The sequence below is a fragment of the Sediminibacterium salmoneum NBRC 103935 genome, from assembly GCF_000511175.1.
Classification (GTDB): Bacteria; Bacteroidota; Bacteroidia; order Chitinophagales; family Chitinophagaceae; genus Sediminibacterium; species Sediminibacterium salmoneum.
In genome coordinates, this window is sequence record NZ_KI866530.1 from 2975357 (window position 1) to 2993627 (window position 18271).

The 18271-nt window shown below is 40.4% G+C and carries 16 protein-coding genes; 9 read left to right on the top strand and 7 right to left on the bottom strand.

Features of this window, described 5'->3' with window-relative positions; translation table 11 throughout:
* Positions 1 to 321: HIT family protein (locus P767_RS17165; RefSeq protein WP_037351891.1), on the top strand; the 321-nt coding region annotated here is incomplete at its 5' end.
* Between the two features lie 51 nt (positions 322 to 372).
* On the opposite strand, the gene ruvC is transcribed toward P767_RS17165, so the two are convergent.
* Positions 373 to 969 (bottom strand): crossover junction endodeoxyribonuclease RuvC, encoded by a 597-nt coding sequence (gene ruvC / locus P767_RS0113840; protein ID WP_245586895.1) that lies wholly within the window; start codon positions 967 to 969, stop codon positions 373 to 375.
* Between the two features lie 28 nt (positions 970 to 997).
* On the opposite strand from ruvC, the gene P767_RS0113845 reads away from it, so the two are divergent.
* The gene (locus tag P767_RS0113845; protein ID WP_026765005.1) at positions 998 to 1987 is read left to right on the top strand and encodes a lysylphosphatidylglycerol synthase domain-containing protein; all 990 of its coding nucleotides are present in this window, start codon (positions 998 to 1000) and stop codon (positions 1985 to 1987) included.
* 2 nt (positions 1988 to 1989) lie between these two features.
* Positions 1990 to 2784, top strand: a complete 795-nt coding sequence (locus P767_RS0113850) for a DUF3108 domain-containing protein (RefSeq protein ID WP_245586896.1) — start codon at positions 1990 to 1992, stop codon at positions 2782 to 2784.
* A gap of 10 nt (positions 2785 to 2794) precedes the next feature.
* On the opposite strand, the gene P767_RS0113855 is transcribed toward P767_RS0113850, so the two are convergent.
* The 5 genes from P767_RS0113855 to P767_RS0113875 are packed head-to-tail and all read right to left on the bottom strand — an operon-like array spanning position 2795 to position 6960.
* A complete protein-coding gene (locus tag P767_RS0113855; protein WP_026765007.1) occupies positions 2795 to 3664 on the bottom strand; it encodes an MBL fold metallo-hydrolase in 870 nt (289 codons plus the stop codon).
* Positions 3651 to 4979 (bottom strand): MFS transporter, encoded by a 1329-nt coding sequence (locus tag P767_RS0113860; protein WP_026765008.1) that lies wholly within the window; start codon positions 4977 to 4979, stop codon positions 3651 to 3653. Before P767_RS0113860 ends, P767_RS0113855 begins: the two co-directional genes overlap by 14 nt.
* Before the next feature lie 5 nt (positions 4980 to 4984).
* Complete coding sequence (locus tag P767_RS0113865; RefSeq protein ID WP_026765009.1) at positions 4985 to 5782, bottom strand: undecaprenyl-diphosphate phosphatase; 798 nt, start codon at positions 5780 to 5782, stop codon at positions 4985 to 4987.
* Positions 5782 to 6024: a DUF3098 domain-containing protein gene (locus P767_RS0113870; RefSeq protein WP_026765010.1), complete on the bottom strand. Its 243-nt coding sequence runs from the start codon at positions 6022 to 6024 to the stop codon at positions 5782 to 5784. Before P767_RS0113870 ends, P767_RS0113865 begins: the two co-directional genes overlap by 1 nt.
* Positions 6025 to 6084: 60 nt before the next feature.
* A complete protein-coding gene (locus P767_RS0113875) occupies positions 6085 to 6960 on the bottom strand; it encodes a cell division protein FtsX (RefSeq protein ID WP_026765011.1) in 876 nt (291 codons plus the stop codon).
* 175 nt (positions 6961 to 7135) lie between these two features.
* On the opposite strand from P767_RS0113875, the gene leuS reads away from it, so the two are divergent.
* The 5 genes from leuS (at position 7136) to P767_RS0113900 (ending at position 17181) form a co-directional block, all read left to right on the top strand.
* A complete protein-coding gene (gene leuS, locus P767_RS0113880) occupies positions 7136 to 9922 on the top strand; it encodes a leucine--tRNA ligase (RefSeq protein WP_026765012.1) in 2787 nt (928 codons plus the stop codon).
* On the top strand, positions 9909 to 11045 hold the full coding sequence (locus P767_RS17785; RefSeq protein ID WP_051417364.1) for a BamA/TamA family outer membrane protein: 1137 nt from the start codon (positions 9909 to 9911) through the stop codon (positions 11043 to 11045). Before leuS ends, P767_RS17785 begins: the two co-directional genes overlap by 14 nt.
* A gap of 57 nt (positions 11046 to 11102) precedes the next feature.
* Entirely contained in the window at positions 11103 to 13265 is a 2163-nt protein-coding gene (locus P767_RS0113890) for a S9 family peptidase (protein WP_026765013.1), read from the top strand.
* Positions 13266 to 13358: 93 nt separating this feature from the next.
* Positions 13359 to 16466: a S41 family peptidase gene (locus P767_RS0113895; RefSeq protein ID WP_026765014.1), complete on the top strand. Its 3108-nt coding sequence runs from the start codon at positions 13359 to 13361 to the stop codon at positions 16464 to 16466.
* Between the two features lie 7 nt (positions 16467 to 16473).
* Positions 16474 to 17181 (top strand): peptidoglycan DD-metalloendopeptidase family protein, encoded by a 708-nt coding sequence (locus P767_RS0113900; RefSeq protein ID WP_051417365.1) that lies wholly within the window; start codon positions 16474 to 16476, stop codon positions 17179 to 17181.
* A gap of 8 nt (positions 17182 to 17189) precedes the next feature.
* On the opposite strand, the gene P767_RS17175 is transcribed toward P767_RS0113900, so the two are convergent.
* Positions 17190 to 17864 (bottom strand): Rossmann-fold NAD(P)-binding domain-containing protein, encoded by a 675-nt coding sequence (locus P767_RS17175; protein ID WP_051417366.1) that lies wholly within the window; start codon positions 17862 to 17864, stop codon positions 17190 to 17192.
* Between the two features lie 55 nt (positions 17865 to 17919).
* Between P767_RS17175 and P767_RS17180 the strand changes: the two genes are divergently transcribed.
* A partial coding sequence (locus P767_RS17180; RefSeq protein WP_037351895.1) for an AAA family ATPase occupies positions 17920 to 18271 on the top strand: 352 nt, incomplete at its 3' end.

The following is an 18271-nucleotide window of genomic DNA, read 5'->3' on the forward strand; positions in this document are numbered from 1 at the left end:
TTTGCCTTCCTGGATATATTTCCATTAGTGGAAGGCCATGTGCTGGTGATACCCAAAACAGAGACCGATCGTTTCTTTGATTTATCGGATGATTATTTATCTGAAATGCTACTTTTTGCCAAGCCCATTGCCAAAGCCATTGAAAATGTATTTCCCTGCAATCGTTGTGGTATTAGTGTGGTAGGATTAGAAGTGCCGCACGCACATCTGCATCTTGTTCCTATTAACAGTGCCGATGATTTAAATTTTACCAGAGGAAAATTGAAAATGACGCCTGAAGAACTGAGTCAGACTCAGCAAAAAATACTGGCGGCCTTGTAATCCCTGACTAAGAATTAATTTCGTGTAACAATACCTCCCTTTTTCTCAAGATTATTTTCTAACTCTGTCAGGATTCTTACTGAGAAAATCATCCCATCCTTTTAGTGCTTTTCCTTTTATAGCCAGCGGACTATTGCTTTGATAAAAATGGCAAAGCGCAACTGCCAATGCATCGGTTGCATCAAAAGAAGCAGGTTTCTTTTCAACGTTTAAAGTGAGCTGTAACATTTTCCAAACCTGATCCTTATCTGCATTACCATTTCCTGTAATAGATTGCTTTACTTTTTTAGGTGCATATTCTGTAACCGGAATCTGGGATTGCATGGAAGCCGCAATGGCAACACCCTGAGCTCTGCCCAGCTTAAGCATACTTTGAACGTTCTTTCCAAAAAACGGGGCTTCAATGGCAAAACTATCGGGCCTGTATTGTTTAATTAAATCGGTGATGGTTCTGTAGATGATTTCGAGTCGAGCGTAAATATCTTTTTCTTTGGTTAGCTTTAATGTGTCCATCCGAATCAGAAAAGGTTTGCCTTTTTGAATACCCAATAATGCATAACCTAAAATCTGTGTGCCCGGATCAATTCCTAAAATGACTGAATCATATTTCATTGCTTTGTGAAAATAGGGATAAATAATAAATGACATACACCCTTAACTTTACAAAAAAGAAGGATTGACGAAACGAACGAAAAATATTCTGAATTATATAGTTGGTCCGGCATTATTTATATGGCTTAGCTGGGCTATTTATAATCAGTTAAATAAGCAGACAGATTTAAAAGAATCCTGGGATATTATAGTTGCAGCCATCAACGGTCCCCATAATTGGAAAATCGGCATCGTGATTGTTTTGATGTTTCTGAACTGGGGGATTGAAGCCCGCAAATGGCAGATACAGGTAGTGAGCCTTCAGACCATCTCATTTTTACAGTCTTTTAAAGCTATACTTGCCGGTCAGGCAATGGGTTTCAATACGATCAATCGAATTGGTGAACCGGCCGCCAGAGCTGCTTATTTAAATGAGGGCAATAAAATAAGAGGTGCTGTTCTTTCCATAACGGGTAGCATGGCACAGATTATTGTTACTTTTTTAATGGGTACTTTGTCGATGTTGTATATGCGTTGGTATATTCTCAATGCAGATCGCCAGCTGGAAGGCCTTTCTGTTTTTTGGCTGGACGGTTTTATTTATATCATTGGTGCAGGCATCTTACTTTTTACACTGGCTTATTTTAAATTATCGGGAATTATTCAGCTTTTGGAAAGAATTCCCTGGGTTGCCAGATATCGGTTTTTCATAGAGAAGCTAGAGTCTGTTCAAGGAAAAGAATTAGTAAGACTGCTTTCTCTTTCATTGGGAAGATATCTGGTTTTTCTGTTTCAGTATCTTTTGTTGTTTCAGGTTTTTGGAGTAGACCTATATTGGCTGGATGCATTTGCAATGGTAGGTGTAATGCTTACCGTATTGGCAGTTATTCCTTCTATGGCTTTAGCAGAATTAGGCTTCAGGGGAAAAGTAAGTTTATTGTTGTTTGGTTTGTTAAGCAATAATTCAATTGGAATTATTGCCACAGCCGCGGGTATCTGGTTAATTAACTTAATCTTGCCTGCGATTCTCGGGACTTTGTTTATATTAGGACTAAGAATATTTAGAAACAAATAATCGTGCTGAAAAAAACACTGGTCGTTTTATTATTAATCCTGCTTTCCCGACCCTTAACGGCGGGGGATGAATTCTGTGGTATTCGCAATTATGCTTTTCAGTCAGGAGAACAAATCTCTTTTACTGTTTTTTATAATGTGATTGGCTTGTATGTGAATGCAGGAACAGCAACGTTTTCAGTGAATGCGGAGAAATTGAATAATGAACCTGTTTATCATTTGGTTGGTGAGGGAACATCCAATTCAAGATACGACTGGATTTTCAAGGTAAGAGATAAGTATGAAAGTTATATAGATACCAATAATCTGCAGCCCATCAAGTTCATTCGCAATGTGAATGAGGGCGGATACAAAATAAATGAGAACGTAAGTTTTAACAGGCAGGCGAATACAGCTACCAGTGAAAAAGGAACAGTGAAAGTGCCCAACTGTATTCAGGATGTTTTGAGTGCCATTTATTATGCCAGGAATATCAATTTTGAAAAGTACAAGCCTGAAGATAAAATTCCATTCACCATGTTTCTGGACAATGAAATCTTCAACCTGTATATCAAGTATCTCGGTAAGGAAACCATCAAAACAAGATTTGGCAAATTCAGGGCCATCAAGTTCAAACCATTGTTGGTAAAAGGTACCTTGTTTGAAGGAGGAGAGAAAATGACGGTTTGGGTAAGCGACGACGCCAATCATGTACCCTTACGCATAGAAAGCCCCATTGTAGTGGGTAGCGTAAAAGTAGACATGATGGGGTACAAGAATTTACGATACCCCTTCAGTTCAATGATTTCTGAAAGATAATTGCTCCTTATTAAAGGTCTGCTAAATGAATCGCTTCTTTCATTCTGACACCCTTTTCTGTTTGCTGCAGGGTACAGCATTCAATGCTTGGGTCGTGCTCAAAGAATAAAATATAATCCTTGGTTACCGCTTCTGTCAGGAAAGTTTTTTTCTCTTTCAAGGTAGTAAGTGGAAACATATCATAGCCCATTACATAGGGCAAGGGGATATGAGAAGCTGAAGGCAATAAGTCTGCCATATAAACTATGGTCTTTCCCTTGTAATTAATCTGAGGCAACATCATGCTCCTGGTATGACCGTTTACAAAACGAATGCTGATATTATGGGTAAAGGGAACCGATTCCAATAAACCATCGTTGGTAAATTCATTAACAGGTGCATCAATCATTTTTAATTGTCCGCTCTCCTGAATGGGTAAAATATTCTCTTTTAAAAAAGAGGCTTTTTCTCTGTCGTTGGGATTCACCGCCCAATCCCAGTGTATGGGGTTACTCCAATAAGTAGCATTGGGAAATGCCGTAACCAGTTTGTCTCCTTGTTTTTCTATGCTACCCCCGCAATGATCAAAATGCAGATGGGTATGAAAAACATCTGTAATGTCCTTTCTGTTGAATCCAATCTGAGCCAATGCATCGTCCATCTGCTTGGTTTCAGACATTCCGTAATGCCCAAAGAATTTGGCATCCTGTTTAAAGCCCATGCCGGTATCAATTAATATCAAACGACCTTCGTCTTCAATTACCAAACTTCTCAATGCCCAGTTACAAAGATTGTTTTCATCGGCAGGATTGAGTTTGTTCCATAATGATTTGGGAACAACTCCATACATGGCTCCGCCATCTAACTTGAAATAACTATGATTGATGCTATGCAGTTTCATGGGCCTTCTGTTTAGACTGCAATTTAGCGCCTGAAAACAGAATCAACAATCCAATCACAAAAAATATAACCAATACCAGTACAGAATTTCTCTGTGAGCCCGATAATTCATTGATATAACCAAAGCTGAACATGCCCACTACAATCGATATCTTTTCAGTTACGTCGTAAAAACTAAAATAAGAAGTGGTATCCTTGGTCTCTGGCATCAGTTTGGCATACGTACTTCTGCTGAGTGCCTGAATGCCTCCCATTACAAATCCAACCAATACAGCCAATCCATAAAATTCATAAATGCCGTTTCTGGGTAATGTGTAACCAATTACGCAAAGCACAATCCAGAAAGCAATAGTAATCATCAATGCCTTGAAATTGCTTGTGATTTTAGACAACCATGCAATGGTATAAGCACCGGGTATGGCAATAAATTGAATAATCAAAATGGCGATGATTAAATTCATGGTAGGGATATTCAATTCGCTCTTGCCATATAAAGTGGCTACCAGCATAACGGTCTGAACACCCATATTGTAAAAGAAGAAGGAGAATAAAAACCTTTTTAGAACAGGCATTGACTGTATCTGTTTCCATACCTTATTCAGTTCTTTATAACCTCCTGCCAATACTTCTTTGTTCGATTTGGTTCCGCCGGCAGGAACAGATTTAGGTAGTCTTTTTAAAGCCAGTTGTCCGAATCCCCACCACCAGATGCCCACCAGTAAAAAAGAAAGCTGAGAAGCTTTACCTACGGTAATGCCGAATGTATCCGGAGAAAGTACAAATACAAAACAGATGACCTGTAAAATCATACTCCCAATATAACCCAAAGCGAATCCCTTGGCGCTTACTTTGTCTCTGTCTTCTGGTGCAGCTATCTCTGGAAGAAATGAATTGTAAAAAACAAGACTGCTCCAGAAACCTATGCAGGCAATAATTAAACAAGCCAGTCCAAATGCCAGATTGGTCTTGTCATAAAAATAAAGTGCTGAACAAGCTGCACTACCGAGTGTACAAAAGAAAAATAAAAACTGTTTTTTATTTCCTTTGTAATCTGCAATGGAAGAGAGAATTGGAGATAATAAGGCAACTACAATAAATGCAATGGCCAGTGCATAATTGTACAATGCGGTATTTACATATTCTCTACCAAAAAGCGGTACAGTGTCATTCAGGGTTTGGTCATTACCGTCTCCGGTAACGGCTTCGTAATAAGCAGGGAAAATGGTGGAAGTTATAACCAGATTGTAAGCACTATTGCCCCAATCGTACATCGCCCAACCATTGATTACTTTTTTGCTGGCTGTAGTAACAGACATGGTATTTATTTCAGGTGTCCTGTTAAGATAAGGATTATTAGAATCAGTCCAACAATTACCCTGTACCAGCCAAATAGTTTAAAGCCGTATTTCTGTAAATAAGTGATGAAAAATTTAATAGCCAGTAATGCCACCAGAAAAGCTACCACATTTCCCAACCCTAATAATATCATATTGTTTCTGGTGAATATTAAATCAGGGGTTTCTGTGTAAGCTTTCAATAATTTGTAGCCAGTTGCAGCAGCCATTGTAGGGACGGCCAGGAAGAAGGAAAATTCGGCAGAAAGTTTTCTGGTTAATCCCTGTTGCATACCTCCGATAATACTGGCGGCACTTCTGCTAACACCTGGTATCATGGCCACGCATTGCCAGAAGCCAATGATAAACGCTTTCTTATTATTTACTTCTTCATCAACTGAAATGGTAGGGTTTTTGAAAAAAGAATCTATGAAAATCAAGGCCACACCACCCAATACCATGGTAATAGAAACCACCATGGGGCTTTCTAATAAAGCATCTATCGTGTCAGAAAACAAAGCACCCAAAATCAGCGCAGGTAGAACCGCGATAATCAATTTTAAATAAAATTGCCAACGATTGAGTGGGAAGAATTTACCCCTGAATAATATCACTACCGAACATATAGCACCTAACTGAATCGCTACTTCAAACAATTTAGTGAAATCGTCTTTGGCAATTCCCATAAAGGAACTGGCAATAATCATATGACCCGTTGAAGAGATAGGAAGGAACTCGGTGAGGCCTTCGATGATAGCGATGATGACAGCTTCTAAATAGGTCATTATGCAGTCTTTGGTTTCTTGAAAATCGCGTACACTTCAATTAATAGACCTACTACAATTAAGATAGGTGCAATTGTAATTCGGGTTTTGCTATAGACTTCGGTATTCGAAAACACACTGGGGTCGTCACTCTTGCCGCCACTCATTAAAAACATTCCCAGGGCAATGACAAGGCCGCCAATCAACATAAATAAAAAGTTTTCTTTAGCAAAAAGCGGAGTGGTTTTATTGTTATCGCTCATATGAATTCTTTATAGATTTTTAAATTTTCTTCTTATTTGAAATAAGTTAAACGATTCAGATTAATACAAATCATCCAGTTTCATCTTCAGGTATTTCAACACACTTCTGTGTGTGCTCAATACAGAAATACCAACACCAAGTATAATCAACCCCCCAAACAATAATAGAGTATGATTGGTATTGCGGATGGCTTTTAATTGCGGGAACTGTGCTTCTGCCCAGCCAATTAACGAGAACATTAATACAATGGCAATACCCGAGCTGATGAGTCCATTGATAATGGCGCGGATATTGAGTGGTCGGGCTATAAACGACTGTGTTGCTCCCACCATCTGCATGGTTTTGATTAAAAACCGATTGCTGAACATCGCCAGACGAATGGTATTGTCAATGCTCACAATAACAATTACACAAAGGGTAATGGCTACCACCAGAAAGATTAAGCCAATTTTGGAAGCTCTTTCATTTAAACTGGTTACCAGACTTTGAGGGTATTGTAAATCGGTAATCTGATTGCCATAAGCAGCCATTAAATCTGCACTAATGAGGGCCAGACTGTCTTTATTTACGTATTCAGCTTTAGCATAGAAGTCAATGCTCTCTGGCAGGGGGTTTACGTCCAGGATTTTTGCCCAGTCTTCGTTGTTCTCTTTGTTCCAGATTTCCTTTGCAGTGTTTTTATCTACATACACCACATTCTTGGCGTAGGGCTTGCCCGCAATATATTGCTGAATCTGTGCAATGGTATCTTTGTTCAGGGTACGCATATAGGCACTTAAACGAATATCTTCCTTGAAAGTATTACCTACTGCGTTCAGATTTAAAAAGAACCAGCCCATGATTCCCATAATCAGTAAAACAAGGGCCACGCCCACAACGGTATAGATATAATTGGGTTTTCCCCGCTTGAGTGATGCTTTTCCTGCCTGCGCCATATTGTATTCCTTTTTTAACCGCTGCCGGGCAACGGTGGTCTGCTTTCAAACGTTACAAATGTAGGGTTTTGACGGCTAATGACTTACATTTGCACCCTTAAACCTGCCTTGAAAATAAGCGAATATTTTCCGGCAGGCGTTAAAGAAACGCAAATAAATAAAAAGGGCAGGCAAGATGGACTATCAATTCAGAGCGATTGAACAAAAATGGCAGGAATCCTGGAAAGAATCCGGGGCATATACGGTTCCCAATAAGAGCGATAAACCCAAGTATTATGTATTAGACATGTTTCCTTATCCAAGCGGTGCAGGATTGCATGTGGGACATCCGTTGGGGTATATTGCATCCGATATTTTCAGTCGCTACAAAAGACTCAAGGGGTTCAATGTATTGCATCCCATGGGATATGATGCATTTGGATTGCCTGCTGAACAATATGCCATTGAGCACGGTGTACATCCGGCCGTGAGTACCGTGCAGAATATCAATAATTTTAGAAAGCAATTAGACAATATAGGATTTTCTTACGATTGGAGCAGGGAAGTAAGAACCTGTGAGCCGGATTACCACAAATGGACCCAGTGGATTTTTCTGCAATTGTTCAATTCCTTTTTTAATCGTCAGCTTCAAAAAGCTACGCCCATCAATGAACTAATTGCTTCTTTTGAAAAAGAAGGAAACAGTGTGCATCCTTGCCCTGCCAACGACCAATTAGCTTTTACCGCTGCAGAATGGAAAGCTTTTTCCGAAAAAGAACAGCAGGGTATTTTAATGCAGTACCGTCTGGCTTTCTGTGGATATGGTGAAGTGAACTGGTGTGAAGCATTGGGCACCGTACTGGCCAACGATGAAGTGGTAAATGGTTTAAGTGAGCGCGGTGGTCATCCGGTGGTTAAGAAAAAATTGCGTCAGTGGTATTTGCGCATTACTGAATATGCAGACCGGTTAATTGAAGGGCTGGATCAGATTGAATTCAGCGAAGCCATGCGCGAAATGCAGACCAACTGGATTGGTAAATCCTATGGGGCAGAAATAGATTTTGCCATTGCAGATTACGAAGCAGGCAGTAAGCTAAGAGTGTACACTACCAGACCCGATACCATTTTCGGAGTAGACTTTATGGTGGTGGCACCTGAACACGAATTGATTGATCAGATCACTACGCCGGAGCAAAAAGAAGCAGTTGAAGCTTATATAGCTTATGTAAAGAGCCGCAGTGACAGAGAACGTCAGGCAGAAAAGAAAATTACCGGCTGCTTCACAGGGGCGTATGCATTGAATCCGTTTAACCAGCGAAGAATTCCTATTTGGATTTCTGAATACGTATTGGCGGGTTATGGAACCGGAGCCATCATGGCAGTACCTTGTGGTGACGATAGAGATTTCAAGTTTGCCAAACATTTCAATATTCCCATCACCAATATTATCGGAGAACATTTCAACGGAGAGGAAGCCAATTCCACCAAAGAAGTGGCTTTGAGTAATTCTGAATTCCTGAATGGTATTTTGTTGAAAGATGCCATTGCCATTGTGATTGAGAAGTTGGTGGAAATGGGTATTGGCAAACGCAAAGTGAATTATAAAATGCGGGATGCTGCTTTTAGCAGACAACGTTACTGGGGCGAACCATTTCCAATTATCTGGAAAGATGGAATCGCTTATCCTTTGGACGAAGCTAAACTGCCATTGACATTGCCGCAAGTAGATAGTTATGCACCTGGTCCGGAGGGAGAAGGACCGCTGGCCAATATTCCGGAATGGATTCATCAGTATGATGCGGTTGTTCCGGGCGGCGCACTCGAAACCAATACCATGCCTGGCTATGCGGGCAGTAGCTGGTATTTCCTGCGTTATATGGATCCGCACAACAAGGATAGTTTCTGCGATAGAAAAGTAAGCGATTACTGGAATCAGGTTGATTTATACATCGGAGGAACAGAACATGCAGTGGGGCACTTGCTGTACAGCAGAATGTGGACCAAAGTATTGTTCGATTTAGGGCATATTGGATTTGACGAGCCTTTCAGGAAATTATTGAATCAGGGAATGATTCAGGGTAGTTCCAGATTTGTGTATCGAAACAAACAGAATCCCAATGAATTTATTTCTGCCGGATTAATTGATCAATATGAAACCATTCCATTGCACGTAGATGTAAACTTTGTGGATGGATTTGAATTGGATATTGCTTCTTTCAAATCATGGAGAAATGGGGAGTATGCCAACGCAACTTTTGTGTTGGAAAACGGCAAATACCTCTGCGGTGCAGAAGTAGAGAAAATGTCGAAGAGTAAATTCAATACCGTTAATCCGGATGTGTTGGTTGAAAAATACGGAGCGGATACTTTCCGTATGTATGAAATGTTCTTAGGGCCTGTAGATCAGAGCAAACCCTGGGATACCAAGGGTATTGAAGGCGTTCACCGTTTTCTGAAAAAGCTATGGCGTTTGTTTTACGATGAGTTGAAAGGAAAGGTCTGGAACGAAGACAGTCCTAATCCCGCAGAACTGAAAGTATTGCATAAGACGATTATAAAAATTCAGGAAGATACCGAGCGATTTAGTTTTAATACGGCAGTAAGTACCTTCATGATTTGTGTGAATGAGCTTGCCGATTTAAAGTGCAATAAGAAAGCCATATTGGAGCAAGTGTTGATTTTGCTAACACCTTATGCGCCGCATATCAGTGAAGAACTCTGGCACCTGATTGGTAACGAAGGTTCCGTATTGGATGCAACGTTCCCTGTGTTTAATGCATCTTATGTACAGGAGTCTTCCAAAGATTATCCGGTTAGCATTAATGGACGCGTAAGAACCAATATTAACTTACCGGTAGATATGGAATCGGAAGAAGCCGAGAAAGCAGCACTGGCCAATGAGCTGGTGCAGAAATGGCTGGAAGGAAAGCCGGTGAAAAAATTCATTTTTGTAAAAGGTAGAATGATCAATGTCGTTGTATAAAGTTTTTCTGGGCTTTGCCCTTGCAGTGAGTGTTAGCGTGAATGCCCAGGAAGCAGATGTACCAACGCCTAAAAAGACGTTCAGGAATTTCATTAATCCCGACTCCTTGCCATTGATGAACCTGAGAATAGTTCCCATTCCCATTTTCACCTCTACACCAGAAACAGGTATTCGTATTGGTGGGGCATTAGAATATTTTTTTAATGCCAAGGAAAAGGACAGCGAAGCAAGGGGGTCTTATTTGCATGGACAATTTACTTACAGTACCAAGGGGCAGATTGAAGTAAAAGGAACCTGGCAGGTGTTTACCAGAGGAGAAAGATTTGTGTATCGGGGGTCTGCCGGATATAGCACTTATAACGATCGTTTTTGGGGCATTGGTAACAATACGGTTGCTGAAGCCAATTTTTTACCGCAGGACTATAGTCGTATTTTTCTGGAATCCAGAACCTATCGGTTGTTGAGGAATAAATGGTATGCCGGTTTAAAGCTCGATTACAATGATGTGTATCAGGTGGTTAATAAACGAGCTTTGAGCTCATCAGAACAAAACGTAGCCGGAATCAATGGTAGTAAGACTTTGGGGATTGGACCTGCTATTTTGTACGAAGGTCGTGATTTTCCATTCAGCGCTCATAGTGGTAGTTATGCGGAATTCTATTATGCCCGCAATATTTCATTTAAGAATAATCCTTTTGATTTTAATACCTGGTTCCTGGACCTCCGGAAATATTTTCCCTTGAGTCCCAAAAGCACATTGGCGTTTCAGTTAAATAGTATTCATACAACTGGCAATGTTCCTGTTCGGGAATTGCCCCGTGTTGGTGGATCCTTATTAATGCGTGGGTATTTTACCGGTCGTTTCAGAGACAAGTCTTATACCGCTTTACAGGCAGAGTACCGCTTCCCCATCTGGAAATGGATTTCTGGTGCTGCCTTTGGCTCAGCAGGATTTATTGATCATTCTATCGGGAATTATTCCACGTCGAATTTAATTAAAGCCGGAGGAATGGGTTTGCGTTTTGTGGTGAATAAGAAAAACAGAATGATACTCCGCTTGGATTATGCCAGAAACGGTACCGAGGGCGGTGCTTATTACATCAGACTAAACGAGGCATTTTAATTCAATCTTCACCTGCTTCCTGCAGATTCATTATATTCACGGTTCAAAAATTGTTCCATGAATAAATATATTTTTTCCATGGGGATGATGCTGCTGGCAGTTCCTTCCATGGCGCAGAACAAAATGATTAGTAAAGCTGATCTGATGGCAAATAAGTTGCCTGAAAATTTTCAGAATCCTCTTCCTCGTTTCATGAAATGGCTGGATGACGACCGTGTAATTCTGAATCAGAAAATACATCCGGATTCGGCCAGCAAAAACTATGTGATGGAAGTTAAATCGGGCAAGCTGATTTTGGCAACGCCTGATCAAATGAAAGGGGCTGCACCTCCGGCAAAATCTGTTTCTGTAAGAAAAGGGGATTTGTTTTACAAGGACGGAGACGTGGAAAAGCAAATTACGTTTGATGCTGCTGAAGAGAAAAATCCAACTTTTTCACCGGACAGCGCTTATATCGCGTACACAAAATCTAACGACTTATATACTTACCATATTCCTAGCGCTAAAGAAACCCGCTTAACCACCACAGGTTCAAGCACTTCTTTGAATGGGTATGCAAGCTGGGTATACTGGGAAGAGATTTTTGGTAGAGGAACCCGTTATCGTGCTTTCTGGTGGAATCCCAATAGTAAGCAATTGGCCTATATGCATTTTGACGAGAGCATGGTGCCGATGTTCCCTATCTATAGCAGCGAAGGACAACATGGTTTCATTGAAGAGACACGTTATCCTAAACCAGGCGATAAAAATCCGGAAGTTAAATTAGGATTTGTGTCTGCTGACGGAGGCAATACCACTTGGGCCGATTTTAATCCCAAAGAAGACCAATACTTTGGTTGGCCTGTTTGGAGAATGGATGGTAGCAGTTTGTTGGTGCAATGGATCAACAGAGGACAAGATCATCTGAAAATCTTTGATGTAAATCCAGGTTCGGGTGGCAAAAAAATCATGTACGAAGAACAACAGAAAACATGGGTGGATTTGGAAGACAGAGCGGGTCAGCGTTTTACCTTCTTGAAATCCAAACCTGCATTTATTCTGGAGAGCGATAAAACCGGCTGGAACCATTTATACCTGCACAACAATGACGGCAGCTTGATTAACCCAATCACATCAGGAGATTTTACCGTTTTGAGCACAGAGTTGATTGATGAGAAAAACGGATTGGTATATTTTACAGCCAGAGGAAAGGAGAATACTGCACGTATAGATCTATACAGTGTTAAATTGAACGGTGCAGATTTAAAGCGTTTGACATTTGGTGAGTATGATCATTCACAGGTAAGGCTTTCTCCGAATGGTAAATACTTTGTTACTACTTACAGTAATACTACCACTCCTTTCAAAATGAGTCTGGTAGACAATAAGGGTAAAATCGTTCGCGAACTGGGTGATGCAAAAGGATCAGCCATGGGCGAGTACCAGATTGCAAAAACAGAATTTATTCGCATTAAGAGCGCTGATGGTTTGTTTGAATTGCCTGCCCAAGTAACCTGGCCAGCCAATATGGATCCCAATAAGAAGTATCCTATGTTGGTAGATATTTATGGTGGCCCCAATGCTGGCAATACTTGGGACAGATGGTCCTGGAATGCAACTCGTGAAATGTATGCACAGGAAGGATTGATTCATGTGAAATTTGATCATCGTGCCAGTGGACATTTTGGTAAGGCTGGCGTGAATTATATGCACCGTAATTTAGGATTCTGGGAAATGCAGGATTATATGCAAATGGCTAAATGGTTTATTCAAAAAGGCTATGCAGATCCAACCAAAATTGCCATAACTGGATTTAGCTACGGTGGGTATATGAGTGCTTATGCATTAACATATGGTTCATCTGTATTTACCCATGCAATGGCTGGAGGATCTGTGGTAGACTGGAGTTTATACGATAGTCACTATACAGAGAAGTTCATGGACACACCTGCAGAAAATCCGGATGGATATAAGAGCAGCAGTGTGTTGTCTCATATTGATAAGTTTAAGGGAGCCTTACAGCTGGTTCACGGTACTATGGACGATAACGTGCATATGCAGAACAGTATTCAGCTGGCTAGTGCTTTACAGGATAAGGGCAAGGATTTTGAATTCATGCTATATCCTGGCGGCAGACATGGATGGGGTGGTGCCAAGGGCAACCATTTCAATAACCTGAAAACCAAGTTTATCTATAAACATTTATTGGAGAAAGAAGTGCCAAAGGGCATGTTAAGATAAACGGTAACCTGAGTATATTAAAAGCCATCCATTTATATGGGTGGCTTTTTTTGTTATACAAATACACTTACTTTCAATATTCAATTTTATTTTATGAGTATCAGGATAATAGCAGTCCTACTGGGTTTTACAGTTCAAACCCTTTTTGCACAAACTGTATCACCGCGTTTTTTATCGCACCCGGTTTTAACACCAGATGCGCAAACCGTTGTATTTAGTTATGAAGGAGATCTTTGGAAGGCATCGGTTCAGGATGGCCAGGCTACTCGCTTAACCGCCATGCAGGGCTATGAAACCACACCCCGTATTTCGCCAGATGGTAAATGGCTGGCGTTTACTGGAGAGCAAATGGGCAATGCCGATATCTATATAATGCCTCTGGCAGGTGGTGATGTGAAACAACTGACTTTTCACAGTGCATCTGATCAGGTTGCCAATTTTAGCTGGGATAGTAAAACCATTTATTTTACCTCTAATCGTTATGGGATTGCTTCAGCATATACGGTATCTATTAATGGAGGGACGCCTAAAAAATTGTTTGGGGATCATTATTTCCTGATGGATCATCTGATTGCCGAGCATCCTGTTTCAGGGGATATTTATTTTAATGATACCTGGGAAAGCAACAATCAGGTGGCCAGAAAAAGGTACAAGGGACCATTCAATCCAGATATTCAGTCCTATAATTTGAAAACAAAGCAATACCAGAAGCATACCAGCTGGGAAGGCAAGGATTTTGCTACTACGATTGACCAGAAGGGCAATATTTATTTTATTTCTGATGAAGCGAATGGAGAATACAATTTGTACAGTTTAGCGAATGGGAAGAAAACAGCGCTCACACAGTTTACTACTTCTATTAAAACACCGATGGTAAGTGCTAACGGAACCAGTGTTGTTTTTGAAAAGGATTATCAATTGTGGTTGTACAATGTGGCAGGTAAAAAAGCTTTGCCTTTGAATATTCAGCTGTATAGAAATCAGGTTTTACCAGCACAAAAAGAATATGAGGTACGAGGAAAAATTTCCGCTTTTGATCTTTCCCCGGATGGAAAGAAACTGGCTTTTGTTTCCAGAGGAGAATTGTTTGTTAGTGATGCAGACGGGAAATTCATTAAACAAATTCAGCGTAATAATACAGAAAGAGCAAGAGAAGTAAAGTGGTTGTCGGATAATCAAACCCTGCTTTATAATGAAACCGCAGGCGGGTACCTGAATATTTTTTCTGTAGCAGCCAATGGTTCTTCAGCTCCCAAACAACTTACACAGTCAAATAAGGATAACCGTTCTCTAGTATTGAACAAATCCAAAACCAAAATGGTCTATCTGAGCGGGAGAGATGAAGTGGTTTTAATGGACACTAAATCGTATGAATCCAAAGTTATTGCCAAGGAAGAAATATGGGCAATGCAAAATTCAAGTCCTGGCTTTTCTCCCAATGATGAATATGTGTTGTTTACTGCAGTGCGCAATTTTGAGCAGGATATTTTCATACACCATATTGCTCAAAACAAAACCTATAATTTAACCAATACCGGCGTATCTGAAGCCGATCCAGTTTGGAGTCCTGATGGCAAAACAATATATTTTATCAGTAATAGAACCAAGCCTGCTTATCCATTTGGCATGAGCAATCCTAGGATTTTTAAAATGTCTTTGGAGAAACTGGACGATCCTTACCGTTCCGATAAATTTGATGAACTCTTTAAACCGGCTAAAAAAGATTCTGCTAAAACAATATCTGTGTCCATTGATTTTACAGGATTAATGGAAAGGCTGGAACAGGTAGGCCCGGGTTTCGGATCGCAGTATCTCTTGAACGTATTACAAAAAGGAGATAAAACTTCTGTACTTTATTTGAGTGATCATGCAGAAGGTAAGCCTTCACTTTGGAAAACAGTGCTCGACCCCTTTGAAAATCCTAAGACGGAAAAAATTACAGGCATTGATGCCAACAGCATTGATTTTGCGGAAGCTGGAGATAAATTGATGTTATTGGGGAATGGCACCCTTTATAAATTGAACTTGGATGGCAATAAGGCAGATGCGGTAACCATTTCACAAAGTTTTCAAAGAAGCCTGCAGGGCGAGTTTGAACAGATTTTTCAGGAAACCTGGGCGCAGGTAGAACAAAATTTTTATGATGAGCAATTTCATGGAATCAACTGGCCCGAAACGAAGAAAAAATATGCTTCCTATTTGCCATACTTAAATACCAGAGCCGATTTAAGGGTATTGCTAAATGATATGTTGGGCGAGTTGAATTCATCGCACCAAGGTTTTAGTTCAAGCGGTGAAGAGGAATCCATTCGTTTGGTGAATCGTACCATGGAAACAGGGATTGTATTTGACAATGATCAGCCTTATGTGGTAAAAAGAATCATTGCCAATTCACAAGCCGATAAAAAAAGCATGGATATACAACCTGGCGATGTTTTAATTAAAGTGAACAACGAAGCAGTTGATATGGCCAAAGACAGGAACAGTTATTTTAGTAAAGCTAGTTTTGACAGAGAAATCAATTTGGTTTTTGATAGAAAAGGGAAAACCATTGCTGTAAATATCCATCCGCAAAGATCAGTGGCTCCTGAATTATACAATGAATGGAGTAAAGCCAATCAGGAAGAGGTAAATGCGAGAACCAAGCAACGAATTGCCTATCATCATATGAAAGATATGGGCACAAGAGAATTAGAGCAATTCCTGATTGATATGACACAGGATTTGTATCAGAAAGAGGGATTGATTCTGGATTTACGCTACAATACCGGAGGTAATGTACACGATGAAGTGCTGAAGTTTTTAAGTCAGAAAACCTATTTACGCTGGAAATACAGAGAAGGGAAATTAACTCCTCAATCCAATTTTGGTCCATCCGATAAGCCCATTGTTTTATTGATTAATGAACAGTCTTTAAGTGATGCAGAAATGACGGCTGCAGGATTCAAGGCTTTGAAGCTGGGTAAAGTAATTGGAATGCCCACCTATCGCTGGATTATATTTACCAGTGGTGCAGGATTGGTTGATGGCTCTTTTGTAAGACTACCCAGCTGGGGTTGTTATAGTTTAGATGGAAAAGATCTTGAGTTAACAGGAGTAGAGCCTGATATATTTGTGCCATTGAATTTTCAGGACAAAATAAATAAACGCGATCCGCAGTTAGATAAAGCCATAGAAGAAGTTTTAAAGCAATTGAAATAATTAGCATATGCACACAGAAAGTTTTTATTTCTGGTTGAGTCAGCAAACAGTGTTGGCAATTGAACCCATAGTCCCGTTTATACCCGCTAAGCATAAACTATTGTCATTGGATTTTACAGAAAGGAATACGGCCTTAACAACCGCTTTAATTGAAGACACAATTACATTCTCAGCCTATGTGAATCAACAGCTAAAAGATCATGCTGCAACTTATGGAATTGGTGGTTACAATGAACACCGAACCGTTTATGCCAGGAGTAGGGTTTTTGATGGAGTTGACCCGGCCGATGCAAGATGCGTTCACTTGGGTGTAGATATCTGGGGTAAAGCGGGCACTCCTGTGGCAGCCCCCTTGGATGCTGCTGTGCATAGCTTTGCATTCAATGATGCCTATGGTGATTATGGCGCAACCATTATTTTGGAACATCAACTTGCTGGCGTACAATTCTATACATTGTATGGACACCTTTCTTTACGTGATATTACCAATTTGAAGGAAGGCGATTTTATTTCGGCAGGAAAAGTATTTGCACATTTTGGTGAACCCAATGAGAATGGTCAATGGCCACCCCATTTGCATTTTCAAATAATCCTAGATATGGAGGGTAAAAAGGGAGACTATCCAGGTGTTTGTAGTTTAAGGGATAGAGAAAAGTATTTACATAATTGCCCTGATCCAGATGTTTTATTGAATTTACTTCAATGGGCTCAATAAACTTCTCCTTATAAGATAGTTGGCGTAAAATCAGGTTTTTCCCATTGCTTGATGATATGAGACTGAATGGTGTGAATTCCTGTTTTGGAATGCCCTGCAAAATAGAGCATGCTTCTTGCAATGGCTTTGGCATGCACCGGTATATATTTTTTAAACCGGCCTTTCATAATGGGCATGGCTTTCAATGCAAAGAAAATTCCCAGCTCTTCCAGCCATCTCGATTCTTTTCTGGGCCCCAGGATAAACGAAGGTTGGAAAATATAAATGGAGCTGTAATTAAGCTGTTTTAAAGCTTCTTCTAATTTTCCTTTGGTCCGGTTGTAGAATACACTTGATTTAGGATTGGCTCCGGCAGCAGTAATTACCAGAAATCGTTTACTGCCTCCGTATAACTGTAGTTTGGCAATATGTAAGGGAGCATGTAAATCAATCAGTGTAAATGCCTCCCGGGTTTTTACTGTTTTGATGGTTGCGCCTAAACAGCAATACACATCGTCGGCTTCTGTCCAGGATTCAATGGTAGCAAAGTTGACCAGCTGTTCCACCAGTTTGGGGTGCACTCTTCCTAATGGATTGCGCACGTAAATGGTAACCTGACTGTATAAGTCAGACTCTAACAGCATTTCAAGCAAATAAGACCCGGTTAATCCGCTTGCTCCTAATACCAACGCTTTTCTTTGCACCTTGCTTTAATTTTATCAAAGATAAGGACTGCTTTATTTGTACTTTTGAAGAGTTATGTCAAATAATAATCTGAATAGCGATTTGAATGGATTAAATGCTTCTGAAAGGGAGTTTGAGAATACCATTCGGCCCAGGGAGATCGACGAATTTTCCGGGCAGCCCCAGTTGATTGAAAACCTGGTGATTTTTATTAAAGCCGCCAAAATCAGGGGAGAAGCGCTGGATCATATATTATTTCACGGCCCTCCGGGTTTGGGTAAAACTACTTTGAGCCGAATTGTTGCCAATGAATTGGGGGTAAGCATTAAGGAAACATCCGGACCGGTGATAGAAAAGCCCGGTGACCTGGCCGGTCTGCTGACCAACTTACAACCCAACGATGTACTTTTTATAGATGAAATTCATA

What these genes read in the sequence shown, in the direction of transcription:
- P767_RS0113870 (WP_026765010.1), bottom strand. Translation starts at nt 6,024, where the DNA reads ATGAGCGATAACAATAAAACCACTCCGCTTTTTGCTAAAGAAAACTTT.
- P767_RS0113865 (WP_026765009.1), bottom strand. Translation starts at nt 5,782, where the DNA reads ATGACCTATTTAGAAGCTGTCATCATCGCTATCATCGAAGGCCTCACC.
- ruvC (WP_245586895.1), bottom strand. Translation starts at nt 969, where the DNA reads ATGTCATTTATTATTTATCCCTATTTTCACAAAGCAATGAAATATGAT.
- P767_RS0113855 (WP_026765007.1), bottom strand. Translation starts at nt 3,664, where the DNA reads ATGAAACTGCATAGCATCAATCATAGTTATTTCAAGTTAGATGGCGGA.
- P767_RS0113860 (WP_026765008.1), bottom strand. Translation starts at nt 4,979, where the DNA reads ATGTCTGTTACTACAGCCAGCAAAAAAGTAATCAATGGTTGGGCGATG.
- P767_RS0113890 (WP_026765013.1), top strand. Translation starts at nt 11,103, where the DNA reads ATGAATAAATATATTTTTTCCATGGGGATGATGCTGCTGGCAGTTCCT.
- leuS (WP_026765012.1), top strand. Translation starts at nt 7,136, where the DNA reads ATGGACTATCAATTCAGAGCGATTGAACAAAAATGGCAGGAATCCTGG.
- P767_RS0113875 (WP_026765011.1), bottom strand. Translation starts at nt 6,960, where the DNA reads ATGGCGCAGGCAGGAAAAGCATCACTCAAGCGGGGAAAACCCAATTAT.
- P767_RS0113900 (WP_051417365.1), top strand. Translation starts at nt 16,474, where the DNA reads ATGCACACAGAAAGTTTTTATTTCTGGTTGAGTCAGCAAACAGTGTTG.
- P767_RS17785 (WP_051417364.1), top strand. Translation starts at nt 9,909, where the DNA reads ATGTCGTTGTATAAAGTTTTTCTGGGCTTTGCCCTTGCAGTGAGTGTT.
- P767_RS0113895 (WP_026765014.1), top strand. Translation starts at nt 13,359, where the DNA reads ATGAGTATCAGGATAATAGCAGTCCTACTGGGTTTTACAGTTCAAACC.